This window comes from Oceanobacillus iheyensis HTE831 (assembly GCF_000011245.1).
GTDB classification, from domain to species: Bacteria; Bacillota; Bacilli; order Bacillales; family Amphibacillaceae; genus Oceanobacillus; species Oceanobacillus iheyensis.
This window is the reverse complement of sequence record NC_004193.1, coordinates 728,442-747,487: the sequence shown is the minus strand read 5'-3', so window position 1 is coordinate 747,487 and position 19,046 is coordinate 728,442. Positions and strand designations below refer to the sequence as shown.

General features: G+C 34.4%; 16 protein-coding genes. 3 read left to right on the top strand and 13 right to left on the bottom strand.

Annotated features, from left to right (window positions below):
• Window positions 1-14: 14 nt before the first annotated feature.
• Complete coding sequence (locus tag OB_RS03835; RefSeq protein WP_011065113.1) at window positions 15-1,235, bottom strand: M20/M25/M40 family metallo-hydrolase; 1,221 nt, start codon at window positions 1,233-1,235, stop codon at window positions 15-17.
• A 531-nt stretch (window positions 1,236-1,766) separates the two neighbouring features.
• On the opposite strand from OB_RS03835, the gene OB_RS03830 reads away from it, so the two are divergent.
• A complete protein-coding gene (locus OB_RS03830; protein WP_041544085.1) occupies window positions 1,767-3,362 on the top strand; it encodes a BCCT family transporter in 1,596 nt (531 codons plus the stop codon).
• A gap of 75 nt (window positions 3,363-3,437) precedes the next feature.
• On the opposite strand, the gene OB_RS03825 is transcribed toward OB_RS03830, so the two are convergent.
• From OB_RS03825 to OB_RS03780, 12 genes are all read right to left on the bottom strand, one after another.
• Window positions 3,438-3,950 (bottom strand): type 1 glutamine amidotransferase domain-containing protein, encoded by a 513-nt coding sequence (locus OB_RS03825; RefSeq protein ID WP_011065111.1) that lies wholly within the window; start codon window positions 3,948-3,950, stop codon window positions 3,438-3,440.
• A 65-nt stretch (window positions 3,951-4,015) separates the two neighbouring features.
• Window positions 4,016-5,773, bottom strand: coding sequence for an aminodeoxychorismate synthase component I (pabB, locus tag OB_RS03820; protein ID WP_011065110.1), 1,758 nt, complete (start codon window positions 5,771-5,773; stop codon window positions 4,016-4,018).
• Window positions 5,745-6,359 carry an anthranilate synthase component II gene (locus OB_RS03815; RefSeq protein ID WP_011065109.1) on the bottom strand — a complete coding sequence of 205 codons (615 nt, stop codon included), beginning with the start codon at window positions 6,357-6,359 and terminating at the stop codon, window positions 5,745-5,747. The genes pabB and OB_RS03815 overlap by 29 nt, the downstream gene beginning before the upstream one ends.
• A gap of 128 nt (window positions 6,360-6,487) precedes the next feature.
• Window positions 6,488-6,931: a hypothetical protein gene (locus OB_RS03810; RefSeq protein WP_011065108.1), complete on the bottom strand. Its 444-nt coding sequence runs from the start codon at window positions 6,929-6,931 to the stop codon at window positions 6,488-6,490.
• A gap of 474 nt (window positions 6,932-7,405) precedes the next feature.
• Window positions 7,406-7,561, bottom strand: a complete 156-nt coding sequence (locus tag OB_RS18360) for a hypothetical protein (RefSeq protein ID WP_160162343.1) — start codon at window positions 7,559-7,561, stop codon at window positions 7,406-7,408.
• A 30-nt stretch (window positions 7,562-7,591) separates the two neighbouring features.
• The gene (locus OB_RS03805; protein WP_011065107.1) at window positions 7,592-9,052 is read right to left on the bottom strand and encodes an Msr family ABC-F type ribosomal protection protein; all 1,461 of its coding nucleotides are present in this window, start codon (window positions 9,050-9,052) and stop codon (window positions 7,592-7,594) included.
• 470 nt (window positions 9,053-9,522) lie between these two features.
• Entirely contained in the window at window positions 9,523-10,755 is a 1,233-nt protein-coding gene (gene celB / locus OB_RS03800) for a PTS cellobiose transporter subunit IIC (RefSeq protein ID WP_041544456.1), read from the bottom strand.
• A 584-nt stretch (window positions 10,756-11,339) separates the two neighbouring features.
• The gene (locus OB_RS03795; protein WP_011065105.1) at window positions 11,340-12,788 is read right to left on the bottom strand and encodes an FMN-binding glutamate synthase family protein; all 1,449 of its coding nucleotides are present in this window, start codon (window positions 12,786-12,788) and stop codon (window positions 11,340-11,342) included.
• A 44-nt stretch (window positions 12,789-12,832) separates the two neighbouring features.
• Window positions 12,833-13,000, bottom strand: coding sequence for a hypothetical protein (locus OB_RS18355; protein ID WP_160162342.1), 168 nt, complete (start codon window positions 12,998-13,000; stop codon window positions 12,833-12,835).
• Window positions 13,001-13,011: 11 nt separating this feature from the next.
• Window positions 13,012-14,166: a Ger(x)C family spore germination protein gene (locus OB_RS03790; protein WP_011065104.1), complete on the bottom strand. Its 1,155-nt coding sequence runs from the start codon at window positions 14,164-14,166 to the stop codon at window positions 13,012-13,014.
• Window positions 14,163-15,275: a GerAB/ArcD/ProY family transporter gene (locus OB_RS03785; RefSeq protein ID WP_011065103.1), complete on the bottom strand. Its 1,113-nt coding sequence runs from the start codon at window positions 15,273-15,275 to the stop codon at window positions 14,163-14,165. Before OB_RS03785 ends, OB_RS03790 begins: the two co-directional genes overlap by 4 nt.
• Entirely contained in the window at window positions 15,275-16,825 is a 1,551-nt protein-coding gene (locus OB_RS03780; RefSeq protein WP_011065102.1) for a spore germination protein, read from the bottom strand. The genes OB_RS03785 and OB_RS03780 overlap by 1 nt, the downstream gene beginning before the upstream one ends.
• A 301-nt stretch (window positions 16,826-17,126) precedes the next feature.
• Between OB_RS03780 and OB_RS03775 the strand changes: the two genes are divergently transcribed.
• Window positions 17,127-18,536 carry a YfcC family protein gene (locus tag OB_RS03775; protein WP_011065101.1) on the top strand — a complete coding sequence of 470 codons (1,410 nt, stop codon included), beginning with the start codon at window positions 17,127-17,129 and terminating at the stop codon, window positions 18,534-18,536.
• A 154-nt stretch (window positions 18,537-18,690) separates the two neighbouring features.
• Complete coding sequence (locus OB_RS03770) at window positions 18,691-18,906, top strand: hypothetical protein (RefSeq protein ID WP_011065100.1); 216 nt, start codon at window positions 18,691-18,693, stop codon at window positions 18,904-18,906.
• Window positions 18,907-19,046 lie beyond the last annotated feature (140 nt).

Genomic DNA, 19,046 nt, shown 5'->3' with positions numbered 1-19,046 from the left:
GTTACTAAATTGACTTATGAACGTATTGTTAAAATGGGTTGGATTTCATCTTTAATACCTACAAGTCCAAGAATAAGTAAGAAATTTTTCTGTACTGCTAAATAGCCATCTTTAGGGTTATACCATTCCTGTAATGTATGTGCCCCACCAGCTTGTCCACCAGTACCAGAAGTAATCGAAGGAATTCCTAAACTCATTGGATAATTAGCATCTGTACTACTGGGTCCAGCTAAGACTGGTGATTCTCCTACAGCAGCAATTGCCTCTTGCAGGGCACTAACAATCGGTAGATCTTCACTTTGTTTAGCAGGGGGTCTATTGCCAAATCGATGTATATCTAATGTTAATGCATTGCTATCCCAACGACGATTTTCGGCTTCACAAGCCTCTTTTACAACTTCTTGGAACTTTTCGTCTAAGCGATCAAGTTCTATTTTAGAATTGGAACGTAAATCAACTTGCATAGAAGCTGTTTCCGATATTGCATTTACAGAAGAACCACCAGTGATTGGACCTACAGAAAAGGTTGTTTTCGGATCAGATGTCGTTTCGATATTTGATATTTCTGCAATCGCTCTACCTAGAGCATGTGTCGCACTTGGATTTCCAAAGTCTGCAAAACTATGACCTCCGGGACCTGTATACGTAATCGTGTAGCGATAACTACCTGTTCCAAGATACGTAATCACATCCATATTCGGTCCATCAATAGAAATATATCCATCTGCATTATTTTTATCAAAGTATGCTTTTATTCCTCTTAAATCTCCTGCTCCTTCTTCACCAACTGTCCCGCCAATTATAATATCTCCAACTGTATCTACATTACTTTGAGTTAATGCTCTAACAAGCGAAAGTACTTCAGCCAGTCCTCTTGTATCATCGCCGATTCCTGGAGCGAAGTATTTACCTTCTTTTTCACTTACAGTCGTATCTGTACCTTCAGGGAATACTGTATCTAAATGTGCAGAAATCACTAGTTTTGGGCCATTACCTGCCCCTTTTCTTATCCCAAAAACATTTCCTTCTTCATCGATATGTACATGTTCAAGTCCATATTGAATTAACATTTCTTGAAATTGTACAGCCCGTTCTTGTTCTTTAAAAGGAGGTGCTGGTATTTCCGTTAATTGAATTTGCTCCTTTAATGTTTGGTTCTCATCTTGATGAATAAATTCTAATGTTTGTTTTATTTCTTGCTTTTCCATCAAACATTCAAACACCTTTTTCATCATGCAAACCTCCTATTTACTATTTTTATGATCTTCAGATAAGCATCTGTATCTAGCATAACGGAAAAATAAAATATATGGAACGTTTTAACATGTGATAATTTTCTAATTTATAACTAGGTATCCCGTTTTTACTATGAGAACCCAAATACTTCCACTTCCATTGATATTAATACAAAATAAAAATAATTTGACTCATAAAAATCGGAATTTGTATCAAAACTAACAAAAAAAGAAAATGGCTATAAAAAATCCGCTTCTATTTAATCTCTAATGTAAGCCTAATCAATAATTTTTCTTGAAAATATTAGCAAATTAAAGCTTTTAAAAGAAATATTAGGAAATACCCATATATATTCCGACAAATAATGACATTTTTCGATTCAGCTGTAATTACCCTTATTTTTGCCATTTGTTAAAAAATTTGCTTTTTGGTATCGTAAATAATGTTTTGTAATTTAGTGAAGCACAAATCAGTGGATGATGTGTGTCGAGTAAAAGAAAAATAATGAAACCATAGAAACGAGGTAAATGATGAACAAACGTTTAATAGATTGGCCAACATTTATAGGAGCATTACTTATATTACTCACTGTGGTAATTCCGTTAATTTTATTTCCGAAAGCTGGCTCAGAAGTAATAAATTCTGCAAACCGATTTGTAACAGGTAACTTTGGTATCTTGTATCTCATCTTAGGATTGAGTGCTTTGATATTTATCTTATTCGTTGCTTTCAGTAGAAATGGCAGGATTAAACTAGGTGGAAGAGACGTAAAAAAAGAGTTTGGTACCTTTTCCTGGGCAGCGATGCTTTTCTCTGCAGGTATAGGTTCTAGTATTCTTTACTGGGCAATGATTGAGTGGGCATTCTATTATCAGGGCCCACCATTTGGAATTACTCCCGAATCAGAAGAAGCAATCAATTGGGCGGCATCCTATGGTATTTTCCACTGGGGACCAATAGCCTGGGCATTATACACATTACCCGCTTTACCTATCGCATATTTCTATTATGTTCGTAAAAAACCTGTATTGAAAATTAGTGAAGCTTCAAGACCTGTAATTGGTAAATATGCTGACGGCCCTCTAGGGGTAATTATTGATATTTTATTTATCTTCGGTCTTCTAGGCGGTGCTGGAACGACGCTAGCCTTAGGTACGCCAATGATTGCAGAAGGAATTAATCATTTAACGGGAATTCCTGTAACCCTTCCTTTACAAGCAATTATCATGATTATATGTACCGTTATTTTTGCAATTAGTTCGTTTTCAGGGATTAATAAAGGAATCAAAAGACTAAGTGACTTAAACTTGTGGCTAGCTATTTTCATTCTCGCTTTTGTGTTTATTTTTGGACCGACGCTTTTCCTTAGTGAAATGACATTTACAAGCTTAGGAGTAATCGTTAATAACTTCTTCTCTATGGCTACATGGCTAGAACCAAAAGCAAATGTCCCAGGAGTTGAAGGTACTAATTTCCCTGAAAGTTGGACCGTCTTTTACTGGGCCTGGTGGCTTGTTTACGCTCCATTTGTCGGTTTATTCGTAGCGAGAATTTCTCGTGGTAGAACCATTAAAGAGATGATTCTCGGGACATTAATTTATGGAACGTTAGGTTGTGTATTGTTCTTTGGAATTCTTGGTAATTATGGCTTATACCTACAGCTTTCCGGATCATTCGACGTTATTGGTTACATTAATGAATATAGTGCACCAGCAACGATTATTGCTATCCTTGATCAATTGCCACTAGCTTGGTTAGTAATCCCAATATTTACTGTTCTAGCAATTGTTTTCTTAGCTACAACATTTGACTCAGCCTCTTATATTCTTGCTGCTGTAGCACAAAAACAAGTAACAAAAGGTGAGCCATTAAGATGGCATCGTTTGTTCTGGGCATTCACGTTAATGATTTTACCTATGACACTTATGTTTATTGGCGGACTTGAAACACTACAAACCGCCAGTATTGTTGCTGGTTTTCCTGTCATATTTATCATGATACTGTTAGCTTGGTCGTTCATGCGAGCTTCGACAAATGATTTAAACCAAACAAAACAATCTAAATCAAGTTCTGCCATCATCGTTGATGTGGACAGAGATCAGAATCGTAAAGAAAAAAATAAATAAAGTAACAATCGGGCAATAAATGACCAAAAAGAAAAAGGGGTGGATGTTACCAGCCCCTTTTCCTGTTATTGAAGTTTATTTTTCAAGCAATTTTAGTGATTCGCGGTTGAATGCTGGTAAATCATCCGGTGTTCTGCTTGTTACAAGATTACCATCTACGACTACTTCTTCATCTTTAACTGTGGCACCTGCGTTTTCAAGGTCTTTTCTCACAGAAACAAAGCTAGTTAATGTTTTACCTTTGAGCAAGTCCGTTTCCACTAAGAATTGAGGACCGTGACAAATCGCGAACACTGGTTTATTGTCTTTCATAAATGCTTTTGCAAATTCTCCATTTTTCGGATCAATGCGAAGTAAGTCTGGAGAGAATCCACCTGGTACTAATAATGCGTCATAAGCAGATGGGTCTACATCGTTAATACCTTTGTCTGCTTCAATTTTATCTCCATTTTTACCATTAATCGTTTTATTTCCTTCATTACTAATAATGTCTACCGTATGGCCTGCTTCTTTATAAGCTTTAACTGGATCAGTTAATTCGATTTCTTCCACCATATCTGTAACTAATACTGCAATGTGTTTACTCATGTTTAACTCATCCTTTCATTATTAAAGGTAATCCTTCAAGACCTATGAGTAGTGTACCCGAATTTTTACTGTTGAAACATCTGCACCCAACCTCGTACACTATTTATAAACCAAACTTCGTCAACACTTTCTAATTCCGACTTAGATATGATTCTTTCCTTTATTTTCTTCTGTTCAATTAGTTGTTGACGAAAAGTGCCAGCAAGTAATCCAGACTTTACGGGAGGAGTCCAATATTCTTCTTCCACTTTTACAACAAGATTTCCCATTGTAAATTCCGTTAACTCTTCTTTATCATTCCAGAGTAAAATATCAAACGCATTTCCTAATTCTTCTCGAAATTTTTCATACATCTTACGAAAGGTCGTCTTATGATAGTAATATGGGTTATTCTTATCTATTGGACTTACAGCAAGTTGAAATCGGTAATTTGTTTTTTCATTTATCAATGAAATAGGTGTGGAATTAATTTTAATTTCTCCGCGTTTATTGACTAATAATCGAACTCTATACACTTGATGTTGATTAAAGTTTTCTTCCGCATACTCATATAATTTTTGTTTTATTTCTTTTATAGATAGGGAGTAGTTAAAATATTCAGCGGATTTTTTTAATCGATTTAAGTGATTACTTATTAAATAAAAGTTCCCATTCTCATATTTCATTGTCTCTAGCAACTCAATATCTGTCTCATTTAAAGATTTGAGTATTTCTGCCTTCGCCCAAGCCTCTTCATATTCAGCCTCTGGAACAGAGTCCCAAGTAATACCTCCACCAACACCGTAAGAAATTGTGTTTTGTTCCGTATCAATCACTGCAGTACGTATCGCTACATTAAAAAGCGCCTCTTGATTCGGTGTAATATATCCAATACTTCCGCAATAAACTTCTCTCGGGGTGTTTTCAAGTTTTTGAATAATTTGCATTGTACTTTGCTTTGGCGCACCTGTTATCGACCCACATGGAAATAATGCTTTAAATATATCTATTATCCGGATGTTTTCTTCAATTTCTGCAGTAACTGTAGATGTCATTTGAAATACAGTAGGATAACTCTCAATATTAAATAGTTTTGGTACAGTTACAGTACCTTTTTTAGCAATTTTAGAGATATCGTTTCGTAATAAATCTACAATCATTAAATTTTCAGCTTGATCTTTTACCGATTCCGTTAGTAATTGCTTATTCCGAATATCCTCTTCAGCAGTTTTGCCACGTTTCATTGTACCTTTCATTGGTTTCGTTAGTAACTTTCCATTCTTTAATTGAAAAAACAACTCTGGAGATGCTGATACAATACTATATCTACCTAGCTGTAAGTGAGCGCAATAATTTGCTTGTTGAGCTTTACTTAATTTTTCATATATATCATGATCACTAACCTCATCACCTGAATGTAAACGTACGGTATAGTTAACTTGATATGTATCACCTTGTGCTATAGAGTTTTTGATAGATGATACTTGTTTTAGATATTTTTCTTTAGAAGTAGACATCTCCCAATCGAATCGCTGGGATAATCGCGGGTACTCCAGTTCATCTACTATATTTAAAGGTTCTTTATAGATCCCCATCATAATTAACGGAAGCTCAAAGTCATCCGATGTTTTCAGATTAGCATCAAAACCTTCTCCTGCTTCATAAGAGATATACCCACCTGCATAATATCCTTGATGTATATAGGCTTCGATTTTTTCCATAGCAAAGATTACTTCAGATTTCGCATTAGCGACAATCATATCAACGGGATCTGAAAAAACTAATCTTTTCTTTTTCTGTTCATCAAATGCAAAATCAAATATCAATTTTCCTTCTTGTTGCATCGTTTCTGCGCTCCTTGTAATTAGCATAATGAGTAAGGAAATTATGAAGTAATATTTCACCATATTCTGTCCAAATAGACTCTGGATGAAATTGCACACCCTCTATTGGGAATGTGGTATGTCGAACTCCCATTATCTCTCCGTCTTCTGATACAGATGTAATCACTAACTCTTCGGGTAATGAAGTTCGTTCAATCACTAATGAGTGATACCGTGTTACTAAATAAGGAGAGGGTATGTCCTTAAATACCGTTTTAACATCATGAGATATAGTTGACCGTTTTCCATGCATTGGGGTGGTTTTTATAATATTCGCACCAAATGCTTGTCCAATTGCCTGATGTCCAAGACAAACTCCTAAAATTGGTATTTTATCATGAAAAAACGTAATCACGTCTAAGGTAATCCCTGCTTGATCCGGATTATGCGGTCCCGGTGATAATAATATATAATCAGGATCTAACTCAGCGATTTCCTTAATAGTAATTTGGTCATTTTTAATTACCATTAACTCAATCGAAAGTTTCTCCAAATAATGTACAAGGTTATATGTAAAAGAATCGTAGTTATCTATAATTAATAGCATTTTTTTCTCCTATTGCTTCCATCTCAAATTTCATTTTAACTATAGCATAGACTGCAGTTTAACAGTTATAAATAAGATTACGAAAGAGAATCTCTCTATTGATGTTAGTATTTACGTTTTGACTTACTTTATAATTTTTCTTCTTGTACTGGCTTCCATTTATCGTCAAAGGAGTTAATTATTTTTAATAAGTCATTTTCCCCTTTAATTGCATAATGATTATCATGTGTATCCATATCCAAGATTCCTTCATCATTTACTGTAATCGTATAAGTTTGATCTTCATCACTTAATAGAAGTAGATAACCGCTATGGGTAAATTCATCTGTCTTTTTCAATTTCATATTTTTTGATGCCTGGAGTAATTTATTAATATTTTGTTTATCAGATAGAACAATTTCACGTGGCTCTCCAGAGGGTTTAATCTCATAAATCGTAATTTCATTTATTTCTGTTGAATCATTCAATCCGTCCGGTAAAACGTGTGCAAACGTTGCCTCAGGAGTATTCACTTTAACCATTACAATCCCTATAGTTAACACTATCATAATTCCGATTATCCATTTTTTCATATGCTTCTCTCCTCATGGTGTAATTCTTGTTGTGTTTTCCAATTTCATGGCTATCCAAAAAGTGGATACTAAATAGAATGTTTTTCTACTTTAAACTGCTTTACTAAATCGACCCCCCAGCGCTAACTTATCCAAAAAATTCGCTTATGCTTTCTCTTTTATGTCGTATCCCATTCCCATTCTATTGTTCCTCTTCCATACGGCATTTTCAGCTCATAGGAGTAGCCCTCCCCAGAGAAGGACAGTTTTCCTTTATCTCCTTAAAGCTTAAATCTAGCCATTACCAAAAGCACAAAGAGACCGGAACATAATTATTCATGCAAAAGATAAATCTGGATGATTTGCTTTTGAAACTCGCTTTTAGAAATATACAATTTCAAAAGAATCTCCGTATATTTCTTACGCCATATTCTGGCTTTCATCCGTCTTTTGACCAAATTTTTTGTTATGTCGCAGCCTCTTTGTGGGGTACGTTTAAACTTTTCGGTTATTTGTTGCTTCTATATCTTGTTCAATTTCATAAATGATACGTTTAAGCGATTCACACTTGTTGAACAACAATCGGTTAACTATTTTCATCATATAAAGCTCTGTCTTGGTTGAAAAATTATTTTGGAGTATAATTTTCATAAATTTCAACCTATCGCATTTTAGTTTCTATTATACTTCATATAACTTCTTGTTTTGAATCACAAATTGCTTAGTTGCAACCTGATTAATAAATGTTTGGTCATGCGAAACAAATACAATCGTCCCAGGGTATGCATGAAAGAAATTCTCAAGAGCCTGGATGGTAGGAATATCTAAGAAATTTGTTGGTTCATCCAGTATTAAAATATGAAATTTCCCTAGAAATAAATAGCTTAATTGGAGTCGTATTGATTCTCCTCCACTTAGTTGATTCAACTTTTTTCTTAAGTCATTTCCAGAGAAATACATAGAATGAAGTACACTTCTTAAAAATCCTTCCTCATATTCTGTTCGTTTTTGCAAAAATTCCAGCACAGTCTCATTAATCTCTCTCTGATAACCTAGCTGTTGAAAATAGCCAAATGTAACTTTAGGCGAAATGTCCAAAGCATGCCCGCGTTGTACAATGTGCTGAAGTAATGAACTTTTTCCTACTCCATTCCCACCGGTAATTGCTATATTTTCACCAAGCGGAAATTGAAATCTTGCTTCTTCCAATAAGACTTTATCTCCTGCTTGTAACGTTAATTGGTCACCTATAATCGGAAATTTATTGTGCAAGTCCAGTGCTTTTGACTTATAGAAGTTTATTGGGTTGCTTGATTCAGGAGCTCTAACTTCCTCTAATTGATCTATTCGTTTTTCAATAGCTTTAGCACTTTTTTGCATCGCTTTTTGCGTAGCATCTTTTGACTTTGTTGCAAACATCCGATTAACCCCTTCTTTTGCCCGAACATTTGCTTTATCACCTTTCATCATTTTAGTTGCCTTTGAACGCTTTTGATCAGCAGCTTTTTCTAAACGAGACTTTTCCTTTACATATTGATAATGAGCTTCTTGTTGTTGCTCGAACTCAAGCTGTTTCTGTTTTTCGTATTCCGTATAATTACCTGCATAAACAAAAACACTGCCATCATGAATTTCCCAAATGGTCGATACTAATTGATCTAGTAAAGTACGATCATGACTTACTAATACTAGTGCACCATAATAATATTCCAGTTCAGATTGTATAAATGCCACTCCGTCTTGATCTAGATGCGTCGTTGGCTCATCAATAAATAAAGCTTCACGATACTCTGATAAAAGTTGTGTTAATTTCAAACGAGTTTGCTCCCCTCCACTTATGGAATCTAATTGAGAGGGAACATGCAATTTTCCTAGCAAAGCAGGATCTTCATTTCCGGTTAAATGTAAATCAGGGGCTTCCATTTGTTCGAAATAGGCATAACTTGCGTGTTGGTGCACAATGCCTTTATTTGGTTTGATTTTTCCAGCAAGTAACTTTAATAAGCTGCTTTTTCCCGATCCATTCTTTCCGACAATACCAATACGATCAAATTGATGGATGGCTAAACGGTCAATTTTTAAAATTTCTTTATCTAAATAAGTTAATTCAATATTTTCTAATTCAAAACTAATTCTTTCCATTGATAGCTACCTCCGAAATAAATTTACTTCGTATCGATAGCTAGTTCATCGATACGAGCTTGATTAAATGGTTAATTAAGACAAGCTCGTAATGATCAAAAGAATAATAACATATACATATTTATCCTCCTATACACAAAAACACAGGTACTCTACCTGTGTTTTTGTGTATAGGAGAATAAATAACGATAGATAAAAAGACAGCTTAATAATCAGCTGTCTCCTCAATAATTGAGAATCTATTATAAGATGAATACATTTTGTAAAAGACAGACTACTCCCATTTACTCTCCTAAAAAACACAGGTAGAGCTTGAACATATTCAGTTACTTGTTCAAATTCTTTGGGGAACGTAATCTAATTGAATTCATCTTTATTAATTCTCCTTCCGCACTTCCTATTATGAAGTTAATTATAGCGGTGCGATATATTATCGTCAATATCATAAATCATAAAATACATGTTCCTACTCATTCACCTTTTACTTCTTCTTTTAATAACTGTCGATCATACATCTTAAAGAAAGGATAATAGATTAACATTGCTACGATTATATTTACAATCATTAAAATAAGTCCACTGAATTCCCCTGTCGTAAGTAGACCAGAAAATGGTGCTGGAGTGGTCCATGGTACGATTACATATGGTTTGCCTACCAGTCCTATAGCCATTGAAACGTAAGTAATAATTCCAACTGTCAAAGGAGCGAGAATAAAAGGAACCATTAATATCGGATTCATTACCACAGGAGCTCCAAATATCGTCGGTTCACTAATATTAAAAAGGCTTGCACCAATTGATCCTTTCCCTACATTTTTCAAGTGTCTTGATTTTGAGAATAACAAAAATAGTAGTGTTAAGGCTAAAACCATCCCAGATCCACCGACCGCCCACCAAATAGCCATAAAAGGTTGGCCAATAATATGAGGCAATTCTTCACCTGCTTGATGAGCAGCTACATTTTGTTCAGTTAGACTATACCAAATCGGGGCCATAACACTTGCAACAACCGATATACCATGAATTCCAAATGCCCATAATAAATGAATTAATATAATGGCTACCATTGCACCCCAAAAACTAGCACCAAGCATTTCTAATGGTTGCCTTAAAACCGTCGCAACAATATCATGCAAAGATAGCTCCCACCAATGCGCTAGTAATACATCTATGCCAAATACAATAGAAATAATAACTGCACCAGGTATTAATGCAGTAAATGCTCTCCATACAGATGGAGGGACGGTATCAGGCATTCTTATTACTAATTTCCTTCGATCGAAAAACCGAAATACTTCTACCGTGAAAATAGCTAAAACAATCGCAATAAATAGACCTTCACTGCCCATTAAATTCAATGGTATATTCCCATCTTCCGTTAATGGTGTAGCTACAAAAAATGCCGATATAGCAAGTACACCTGCAGACAATCCATCCATTTTATAACTCTGGGCCAAGCTATAAGCAATGGAAAATACAGCGACCAAACCTAATAACCCGAATGTTGCATTCACTGGAATACTCAATGTTGCAGCATATTGTGACATAAACTCAGCCCACGATTTAATTGGTGGTGAAGAAATAATTAAAAAAATACTTCCGATAATCAATAATGGCATAACTGCTATAATTCCATCACGGATTGCCTTTAGATGCCGTTGCTCTGCAAGTTTTCCTGCCACTGGCATGAAATACTTTTCCATAAATAGTTGAAACTTTGTCACCAAAATACCCCCCTTTTGAAAATGTTTTCAAATGGTTAATAGTTCTCCTGAAATTTACAAGCTTGTATTCTATGCATATGAATGTATAACTACAGGAATTCTTAAATTTCTGTTTTTACCAAAACTAGCATTCCAGTTCACAAAAGTGGAAACAATCACTTTAAAAATAAGTCAGGAGATTTCTATTAAACAACCTTTGAATCTAATATAAATCGCTTAAGAACAGTTAATTCATGTTTTTAAATTTCATGATAGGAAAACATTCAAAAACACAATTTTTGCGTATATTGTAATATATAATCTGAATTTTTAAATATAAAAGGAGGAAGGTATTCAAAATGTATATCATTTTAGCGGATTAATATGAAATGAATAGAGTTAAAAAGATTTAAAACAGTATTATATTAGAGAATTCGCTTTCCAAAGTAATTATTTAAGGCAGAGCTATTTTCCAGAGTAATATAAAGAAATGGCATCGGGGATAGCTTTGTATTTAAAATTTAGCAAAAAGAACAATTAAATAAATAAAAGCTTTCTCTGCTTAAGTGCGGAGAAAGCTTTTATTACAATTCTATTAGGGGATCTGTTTTCTTTTCTTCTTTTAGAGAAGTTTCCTGTACTTTACCTTCTGAATATGGAAGTGTAGTAAATGGAATTCCGACTGCTTGTGCCGTATTTTTCTCATACGATACCAAATCTTCCTTCGTCACTTCTGATAATTTTGTCTTACCCATTGCACGAATAGCGACTTCTAACTCTTCAATAGTTGACTTTAGAAAATTGGTAGCATTTTTTGCGCCTTCTTCTCGTACAAATTTATCTCTATACTTGCCATCACTCCACACCACTTGAGTAGGCGGTTCAAAAGGTACTGCATCTAATACTTGTTTATGAGCTACTGTAAATAACATCACAGAACCTAGATATACTGCATCAGCGCCTAACGCTAACGCCTTTAAATATTCTCCTGGTGTAAACATTCCACCAGATATGATAAGACTGATTTCATTTTTTTTATTTATTTTTTCTAAATGATTAACCGCTCTAATTAAAGCATGTAAAGTAGGAATCCCAAAATCATCTGTTAATAATGGAGCAGCACCATATGTAGCTGCTTGACCACCATCTACAGCTATATAATCGACTCCAATTTCTAATAAAGCATCGATATCATCTTCTATTTTTCCTCCAGCTCCCACTTTGGCTCCAATAGGTACACCACCACTAATGTGACGAAGCTCTTCTACTAAATCTTTTAAATCCTTCATTGTTTGATTTTCAAAAAAATTATTATGAATCACAGCATCCTCATCATCTTCTAATCCCATAACTTTTCTAGCATGACCTTGTAAATCCCTGGGAATAATTATATCCCCCATTCCAAGTATTGCACCCTGACCGAATTTTAGTTCGATCATTTCTGCCTTCTTAAACAACTCTTCCTCTTTTGACCATCTTGCCTTTCCAAACTGCAATATGTAATTATCGGCGCCATCTATCTCTTCGTCTAAGATTCCACCTTCACCCGAATTAATAGCAATACCAACATTATTTGCAGCATCCATTAATGCAAGACGTACATTCTTAGATAACGCAATTCCATAAGCCATTCCACTAATCATAAACGGTGCATTAATTTCCAGTGGCTTTTTTGCTTTTGGTCCAATTGTTACTGATATATCTACTGATACATCATGATCTGTTGGAAATTTCGCAGCTTGAGCAGGGATAAACGTAATACTTTCAAAGTGTGGCCATTGCCTTGTAGATCCTAACGGACGGTGTAATATCTTACCAAACTCTGCACGCAAATTATTTTCAAGGGTAGTTTGAATACCCATATGTTTAAATCCAGCCATCATTTCAATTAGATTTTCTTGATATTGATCAGACATAATAATAGAACCATACTTTTTTGTCATCTTTTTCATTATTTTACGCCAACTTAACAGCATAACTATGGATCCTAAAATTACGATACAAAGCAGTATTAAAATAATTATATCTACCATATCCTATATATTTCCTTCCTTAACCAGCTAATTTATACGAAAAATTACTGATCTTTTGATTTTGATTGCTGATCTTCTTCTTTTTTCCATTTTGGGTCGGTTATTTGATGGTATTTAGAATTAAGATAATTTATAGTTATTGGAACTATAAACGATAATACTAAGCAAATTAATGCAATATTATTTAACCTTTCGCTAATAAAATCCATCAAGAAACTACCTCCTAATCCGTATCCACTGAATTTCCTGTCTCTCTTATATCAATATTTACTGATAAGGTTATTTCCACATCTTTGAAATAATTTTCTCCGTAGTCCCAATTCTTTTCAACTTGCTTCCAAATCTTCGGCTCCTTAGTCTTCAGATGTTCACCAAGTCCTAGGATATCAGTTTCGTACTCATCTCTAACTTGTTCTATTGTGCCTGTTATTAGGCTCTCCACTCTTTTTTTTAATGAATCTTCCAATTTTTTCATGTTTTTATGAGCAAAAAAATCTTCTGAATAAAAGGTTTCCACTAATTCAGCATCTAAAGAAGTTTCAAACTCAAAGTGAAGATTTTCAGGGTCTTTATTTTTTAATTTTATCTTTGTTGTCCCATCTGGAATATGAAAAGTTGCAAAGGATCCATCATATTCAGCTGTAATAGCGCCGTTATACATCGGTTGTATAAGCATATAACCATCTACATTTTCATTTTTTAAAGCCCCAACCATTTTTGAATTTTCCCCACTAAAAACAGCTAGACCATCTAATTCAACACCAGTTGAAGACCCTTTTGTAGTTAATAATGGCAAGGTAAAACTTCTCTTTCGTAAAAAATATTGTTGCATATTTCCAAATCGTTGTGGATCTCCTCCAACTAAACGATAATTCCCAACAATGAGCTGCGTTAAATATTGAGAAGGCATTTTTACATCTTGTGGCTCTATGTTTAGTAATTCACCAGCAGACCCTTCCGCTATCGATAAAATAACTTCTCTATTCATCCGTTTTTCACGCATGAATATATCCACTACATCTGCTAATTCAAACTCGTCTTTTACGACTTCGTCAGAAATAACAACAACCTCAATATGACTACCATCTAATTTTCTATCCTCTTGTCTTTCAATGATATCGCCTACTTCATAAATCGTTCTCCCCTGTTCCACAATATTTCGATACCCTTTGCCGGAACCACTAGAAGCTGGTAATATAATCAGTCCACTAGGTACCACTATTTGTTCGGTTACATTTAATATGTTATTGGTATTATCGTTAGTGAGATCAATCGCAATTCCCGATACAAAAGCTCTTTCCTCCAACTCTAAGCTGTCCCAGCAACCTGCTAAAAGAAGAAGAGAACTAATTAAAATGCTACCTAGAAACTTTTTCATTGTTTTATCTCCTGTTTTTTCTTACGTTTGAAAAAATACATCATATTTAAAGTCATTATCGTTAGTACTGTAAGGATAATGGATGAGTAGCCTACAATAGAGGCATATAACCCAAGTTGATAATAATTAGCCGGTAATATAGATAAAGAAAAAATAATCGGGCAAATTCCAAACGTTATATATTTTTTATTCGCTTTCGGAAATAAATCGGTAATTATCATCACGCTAACATCATAAGCAAGAATACAAGTGAGAAATATGGTAGTAATCCATATAACATAATATAAAGATTCAATTCGATCTAGAAATCCTGCTGAATGAATGGTGTTGGCAAGCTCCACTAATGGATAGATAGTATTAGCTGTCGTAACATTTCCTAATACAGCAATACAAGCCAGATATATTGATACATATAATATCACTACAACTGAGACACCTATGGCTGCACTTTTAGGGCCCTTTTTGGGATCTCTATTTAATTTCATATAAAATAATAAGATAAATCCACCTGTATATGACAAAATCCCGTTGGGAAGCTCTTTTATATACGTCTTCCAATCCGTAGTAAAAACCGGTAGAAGATGATCAAAATCACCGAATGGCAATGACATGAAGACTAACACAATTGTTGCAATAATAGAAAAGGCCATAAACCCAAAACACATACGAAACATTGCATTTCTACTACCCGACACTGCATAAACAATAACTAATAGAAATGCTAATACAACCACTTCTGTTGGTGTGCGATCAAAAAGATAATGTTGTGATATATCTGCAATAAATGCTAATTCATACCCTACTATAAACCAGCAAACGATAATATAAAGAACCGATATAGCAATTGCTACAGGTCGACTTAGCAAAAAAGATGCATAATCTAAAAATGATTGATTAGGAAATTTAGACGCTATATTTGCAATCACCCATGTAATCATAATGGATAAGATTCCTGCAGTAAGTAACGTTACCCATCCGTCCGCTGCCTCAGTCTTACTCGCTAACAAACGTGGATAGGTTAAGATCCCCACTGCAACAACCATACTCAAAACCGAAACACCAATGGTTACATTTGAAATTTTTCCATCCGTATAATTTACTGTTCTCATTAATTTTTCCGACCTTTTTTCGGTTGATTTAAGTTCTGCAAAAAGTTATCACGCTTTGTTAAAATAGTAATTGGCGCACGGATAATAATATCGGATATATCTTTTTTCATCATCGGCATTAACGGAACACTGTATGGTACACCAAAACTTTTTAGGTTTGTAATATGAATAACCATTACAATTAAAGATAGAATCAGCCCGTAAAGTCCGAGTACTGCAGAGGCGAACATTACACCAAATCGTATTGCGCGAAAACTAATTGCTACACTATAATAGGGAACACAAAAACTTGCAATAGCTGTTAATGCTGTCACAATAACGATAATCGGACTCGCAATTCCTGCATTTACAGCTGATTCCCCAATTACTAAACCTCCAACTATACTAATAGTTTGGCCAATTACTTTTGGCAGCCGTATAGCAGCTTCTTGAAGCATCTCAAACACCATAGCCATTAATAACACTTCAACAGCTGCATTAAAAGGCATACCTTCTCTACTAGCCGCAATAGAAAATACTAAAGATGTAGGCAGCATACCAGGATGAAATGATACCAAAGCAATATAAATTCCTGGCAAAAATAATGCAATGATACATGCAATAAATCGCAATACACGCAACAAAGATGCCATTATCCAACGTTGGTTATAATCTTCCATTGATTTCACAATATCATTCAGAACAATTGGGCCAATGATACAAAAAGGAGTACCATCTACTAAAATTACAAATTTCCCATGTAACATTTCAAATGATGCTTTATCTGGTCTTTCTGAGCTAATCATTTGAGGAAAAGGTGATAGGGAACTATCCTCGATCCATTGTTCAATTTGTGCAGAATCCGTTACATATTCCGTATCTATAGATTGAATTCTTCGTATTACTTCCTCTAAAATATCAGGATTAATTAAATCCTCTATATAACAAAGCACGACCTTTTGTTTTGATCTCGATCCGATCTCAAAGCTTTTATAACGCAATTTCGGATCTCTTAAATCTCTTCGAATTAAAGATAAATTCACCTCTAGATTTTCGATAAACCCGTCTCGTGGACCATGAATTAATGTTTCTGATTGAGGCTGTTCCACAGAGCGTTCCTTACCACCAGAAGAACCGATGACTAAAGCCATCTTTTCACCATCAATAAAAAATACAGTTTGTCCATCTAAGATATAATCAATAATCTTATCCATATTCTCCGTTTCTTCAATTGAAGTTATGGATATTACCTCTAACTTAATGTTCTCTATTAGATCGACTTCAACATCTTTTAAATTTTGTTGAAGGTTTTGGATAATATTATTATTAATAAGTGTTTCATCGGTTATTCCGGAAATATAGGCAATACCACAGTTTGTATTCATCTTACCGACTTTGATATTACGTAAATTTAAATCGTCTGGATTACCGATAGATTGCTTTATATTTTGAAGGTTTGTACTTAACTTACTTGATATCGATAATTCCGTTTTTGCAGGCCGCTGTATAGAAGTAGCACGTTTTTTATCTAATTGCTGATTTTTTAACTTAGATAGTATAGATCTTTTCAACGCGATACCCCCAAACATCTAGTATTTTTCTTTTACCATTCCACAGAACAGGTTAATTATTCACTACAGGATGACCGAATTAACTAATTTTACTTGAGTAATCCTATCTCTCCCCCTATAGATTAGATGAACACTTATTGTTAAAAATCAACCTTTGGATCTAACCCTCCTACCTACTTGGGTCATTTGACTTATATTGTCTGTCTTTTATTGAAAATAGTGATCAATACGATATAATTGAAAACTATATTTATGTATTTTTCTGATTTTAGTCTTTAAATATTTACGTAGGAGGTAGGATATGGAGGACAAAAAAGATATTTCACAACAAAGAAAACATTCTAGATGGGTGATGCCTGATACGTATGTTATCCTGTTTTTAGTATTGCTAGCAGCTTATATTGCGACATTTATTATTCCATCAGGTACTTTTGATCGAGAAAGTGTTGATGGTGTCGAAAAGGTTATTCCTGGAACTTATCAGTCGACTGATGGAAATTCATTAGGTTTTCTAGATTTTTTCAACGCGATACAAACTGGTATGGTATCTTCTGCAGACATTATATTCTTAATATTGTTTACTGGTGGAATGTTTGAAATCATTGAACGTTCTGGAGCCTTACGGGGTGTGATTAATCAAGCTGTAAGACTTACTCGTGGAAATGAATTTTGGCTAATTGCAACTGTATCCACTATCTTTGCACTCGTTGGAGCTGTCGGTGCAGTAGCAAATGCTGTAATTGCTTTTGTAATGGTTGGCGTCATTATTGCGAGAGCATTAAAGCTTGATCCAATTGTTGCTATCGCTATAACGTTTGGAGCTAATTTCGTAGGATTTAGTGTTGGATTTTTAAATCCTTATACTGTTGGTATAGCACAAGATATTGCGGGGCTACCGCTATTTTCCGGAGCATTATTTCGAATAATTATATTTATCTTGATGCTAACAATAACAATTGCTTACACGTGGCGGTATGCAGAGAAAATCATGCAAAATAAAGAGATGAGTTTAATAGGAACATATGAAGCAGACGATGAGATGGACAGTTTAAATGCTCCTTTTACTACAAGGCATAAGTTATTATTAGGTTTTGTAACGCTTAGTCTAGGCTTTTTCGTATACGGATCGATTCAACTAGAGTGGACAATAAATCATATGTCTGCATTCTTTATATTTATCTCACTTGGTTCTGGGATTATTGCAGGAATGCATTATAATACTATAGCTGAAACATTTTTACATGGAGCTAGAAATCTTGTTTATGGAGCACTAGTAGTAGGTTTAGCGAGATCAGTAATTGTTGTATTAGAAGAAGCAATGGTTATTGATACGATTGTATATGCATTATCCGTACCTCTTGAAAATTTATTACCAGTATTTTCTGCTATTGGTATGTTTATTTCGAATTCATTGCTTAACTTTTTAGTCAATTCAGGTAGCGGACAAGCAATGATAGCAATGCCACTTCTATCTCCATTAGCTGACATGATTGGGGTAACTAGACAAGTTGCTGTTCAATCTTATCAATTTGGGGATGGACTCACTAATTTAATCTTTCCTACGTCAGGAATTCTTATGGCTAGTCTTGCTGTAGCTAAAGTACCTTATACAAAATGGCTAAAATGGGTATTCCCTCTATTTCTTATATGGCTAGTAATTGCAATTATAGCTTTAATAATAGGAGTTCTCATTGAATGGGGTCCTATGTAGACAGTAAAACACATCATTCCCATTAAAATATAATCATTCCTGAATAAATAGTTAGGTGTAATTACCTAATTATTTATTCAAGCTAGTTGATATCCTTCAATATATACCGATATAAGAATATATAAACAACTAAATTAGCGAGGAATGATGAGTAATGTCATTTAAGATTCCTCCCTACACTTCAAAGTACAAATTAATTGCTACTTACCGAAGTAATGGGGATACCTGGCTTGCCATGTTAATCGATGAAGAGCCATTAAATTTTAAATGGAATGATATTGAAAGTATCCAGGATTTAGAGTTAAAAAATTATCTATATTCATTGCAATCCGAAATAGAGGCAGGAACATATGAAGTAGAAAATCACTAAGATTTAGGACACAACAGTGAGGTTTAACTTTTTATACGGAGCAGCAAGATTTATTTCAAAAAAATGAAAGGAAAATGGAAGATATACGTAAAACTCTACGGGAGGAAAAAGGGATGAGGAGACTGACAACCACCCGTAGA

Coding starts and splice junctions, on each gene's coding strand:
- OB_RS03835 (WP_011065113.1), bottom strand. CDS start 1,235: ATGATGAAAAAGGTGTTTGAATGTTTGATGGAAAAGCAAGAAATAAAA.
- OB_RS03830 (WP_041544085.1), top strand. CDS start 1,767: ATGAACAAACGTTTAATAGATTGGCCAACATTTATAGGAGCATTACTT.
- OB_RS03825 (WP_011065111.1), bottom strand. CDS start 3,950: ATGAGTAAACACATTGCAGTATTAGTTACAGATATGGTGGAAGAAATC.
- pabB (WP_011065110.1), bottom strand. CDS start 5,773: ATGCAACAAGAAGGAAAATTGATATTTGATTTTGCATTTGATGAACAG.
- OB_RS03815 (WP_011065109.1), bottom strand. CDS start 6,359: ATGCTATTAATTATAGATAACTACGATTCTTTTACATATAACCTTGTA.
- OB_RS03810 (WP_011065108.1), bottom strand. CDS start 6,931: ATGAAAAAATGGATAATCGGAATTATGATAGTGTTAACTATAGGGATT.
- OB_RS18360 (WP_160162343.1), bottom strand. CDS start 7,561: ATGAAAATTATACTCCAAAATAATTTTTCAACCAAGACAGAGCTTTAT.
- OB_RS03805 (WP_011065107.1), bottom strand. CDS start 9,052: ATGGAAAGAATTAGTTTTGAATTAGAAAATATTGAATTAACTTATTTA.
- celB (WP_041544456.1), bottom strand. CDS start 10,755: ATGGAAAAGTATTTCATGCCAGTGGCAGGAAAACTTGCAGAGCAACGG.
- OB_RS03795 (WP_011065105.1), bottom strand. CDS start 12,788: ATGGTAGATATAATTATTTTAATACTGCTTTGTATCGTAATTTTAGGA.
- OB_RS03790 (WP_011065104.1), bottom strand. CDS start 14,166: ATGAAAAAGTTTCTAGGTAGCATTTTAATTAGTTCTCTTCTTCTTTTA.
- OB_RS03785 (WP_011065103.1), bottom strand. CDS start 15,275: ATGAGAACAGTAAATTATACGGATGGAAAAATTTCAAATGTAACCATT.
- OB_RS03775 (WP_011065101.1), top strand. CDS start 17,127: ATGGAGGACAAAAAAGATATTTCACAACAAAGAAAACATTCTAGATGG.
- OB_RS03770 (WP_011065100.1), top strand. CDS start 18,691: ATGTCATTTAAGATTCCTCCCTACACTTCAAAGTACAAATTAATTGCT.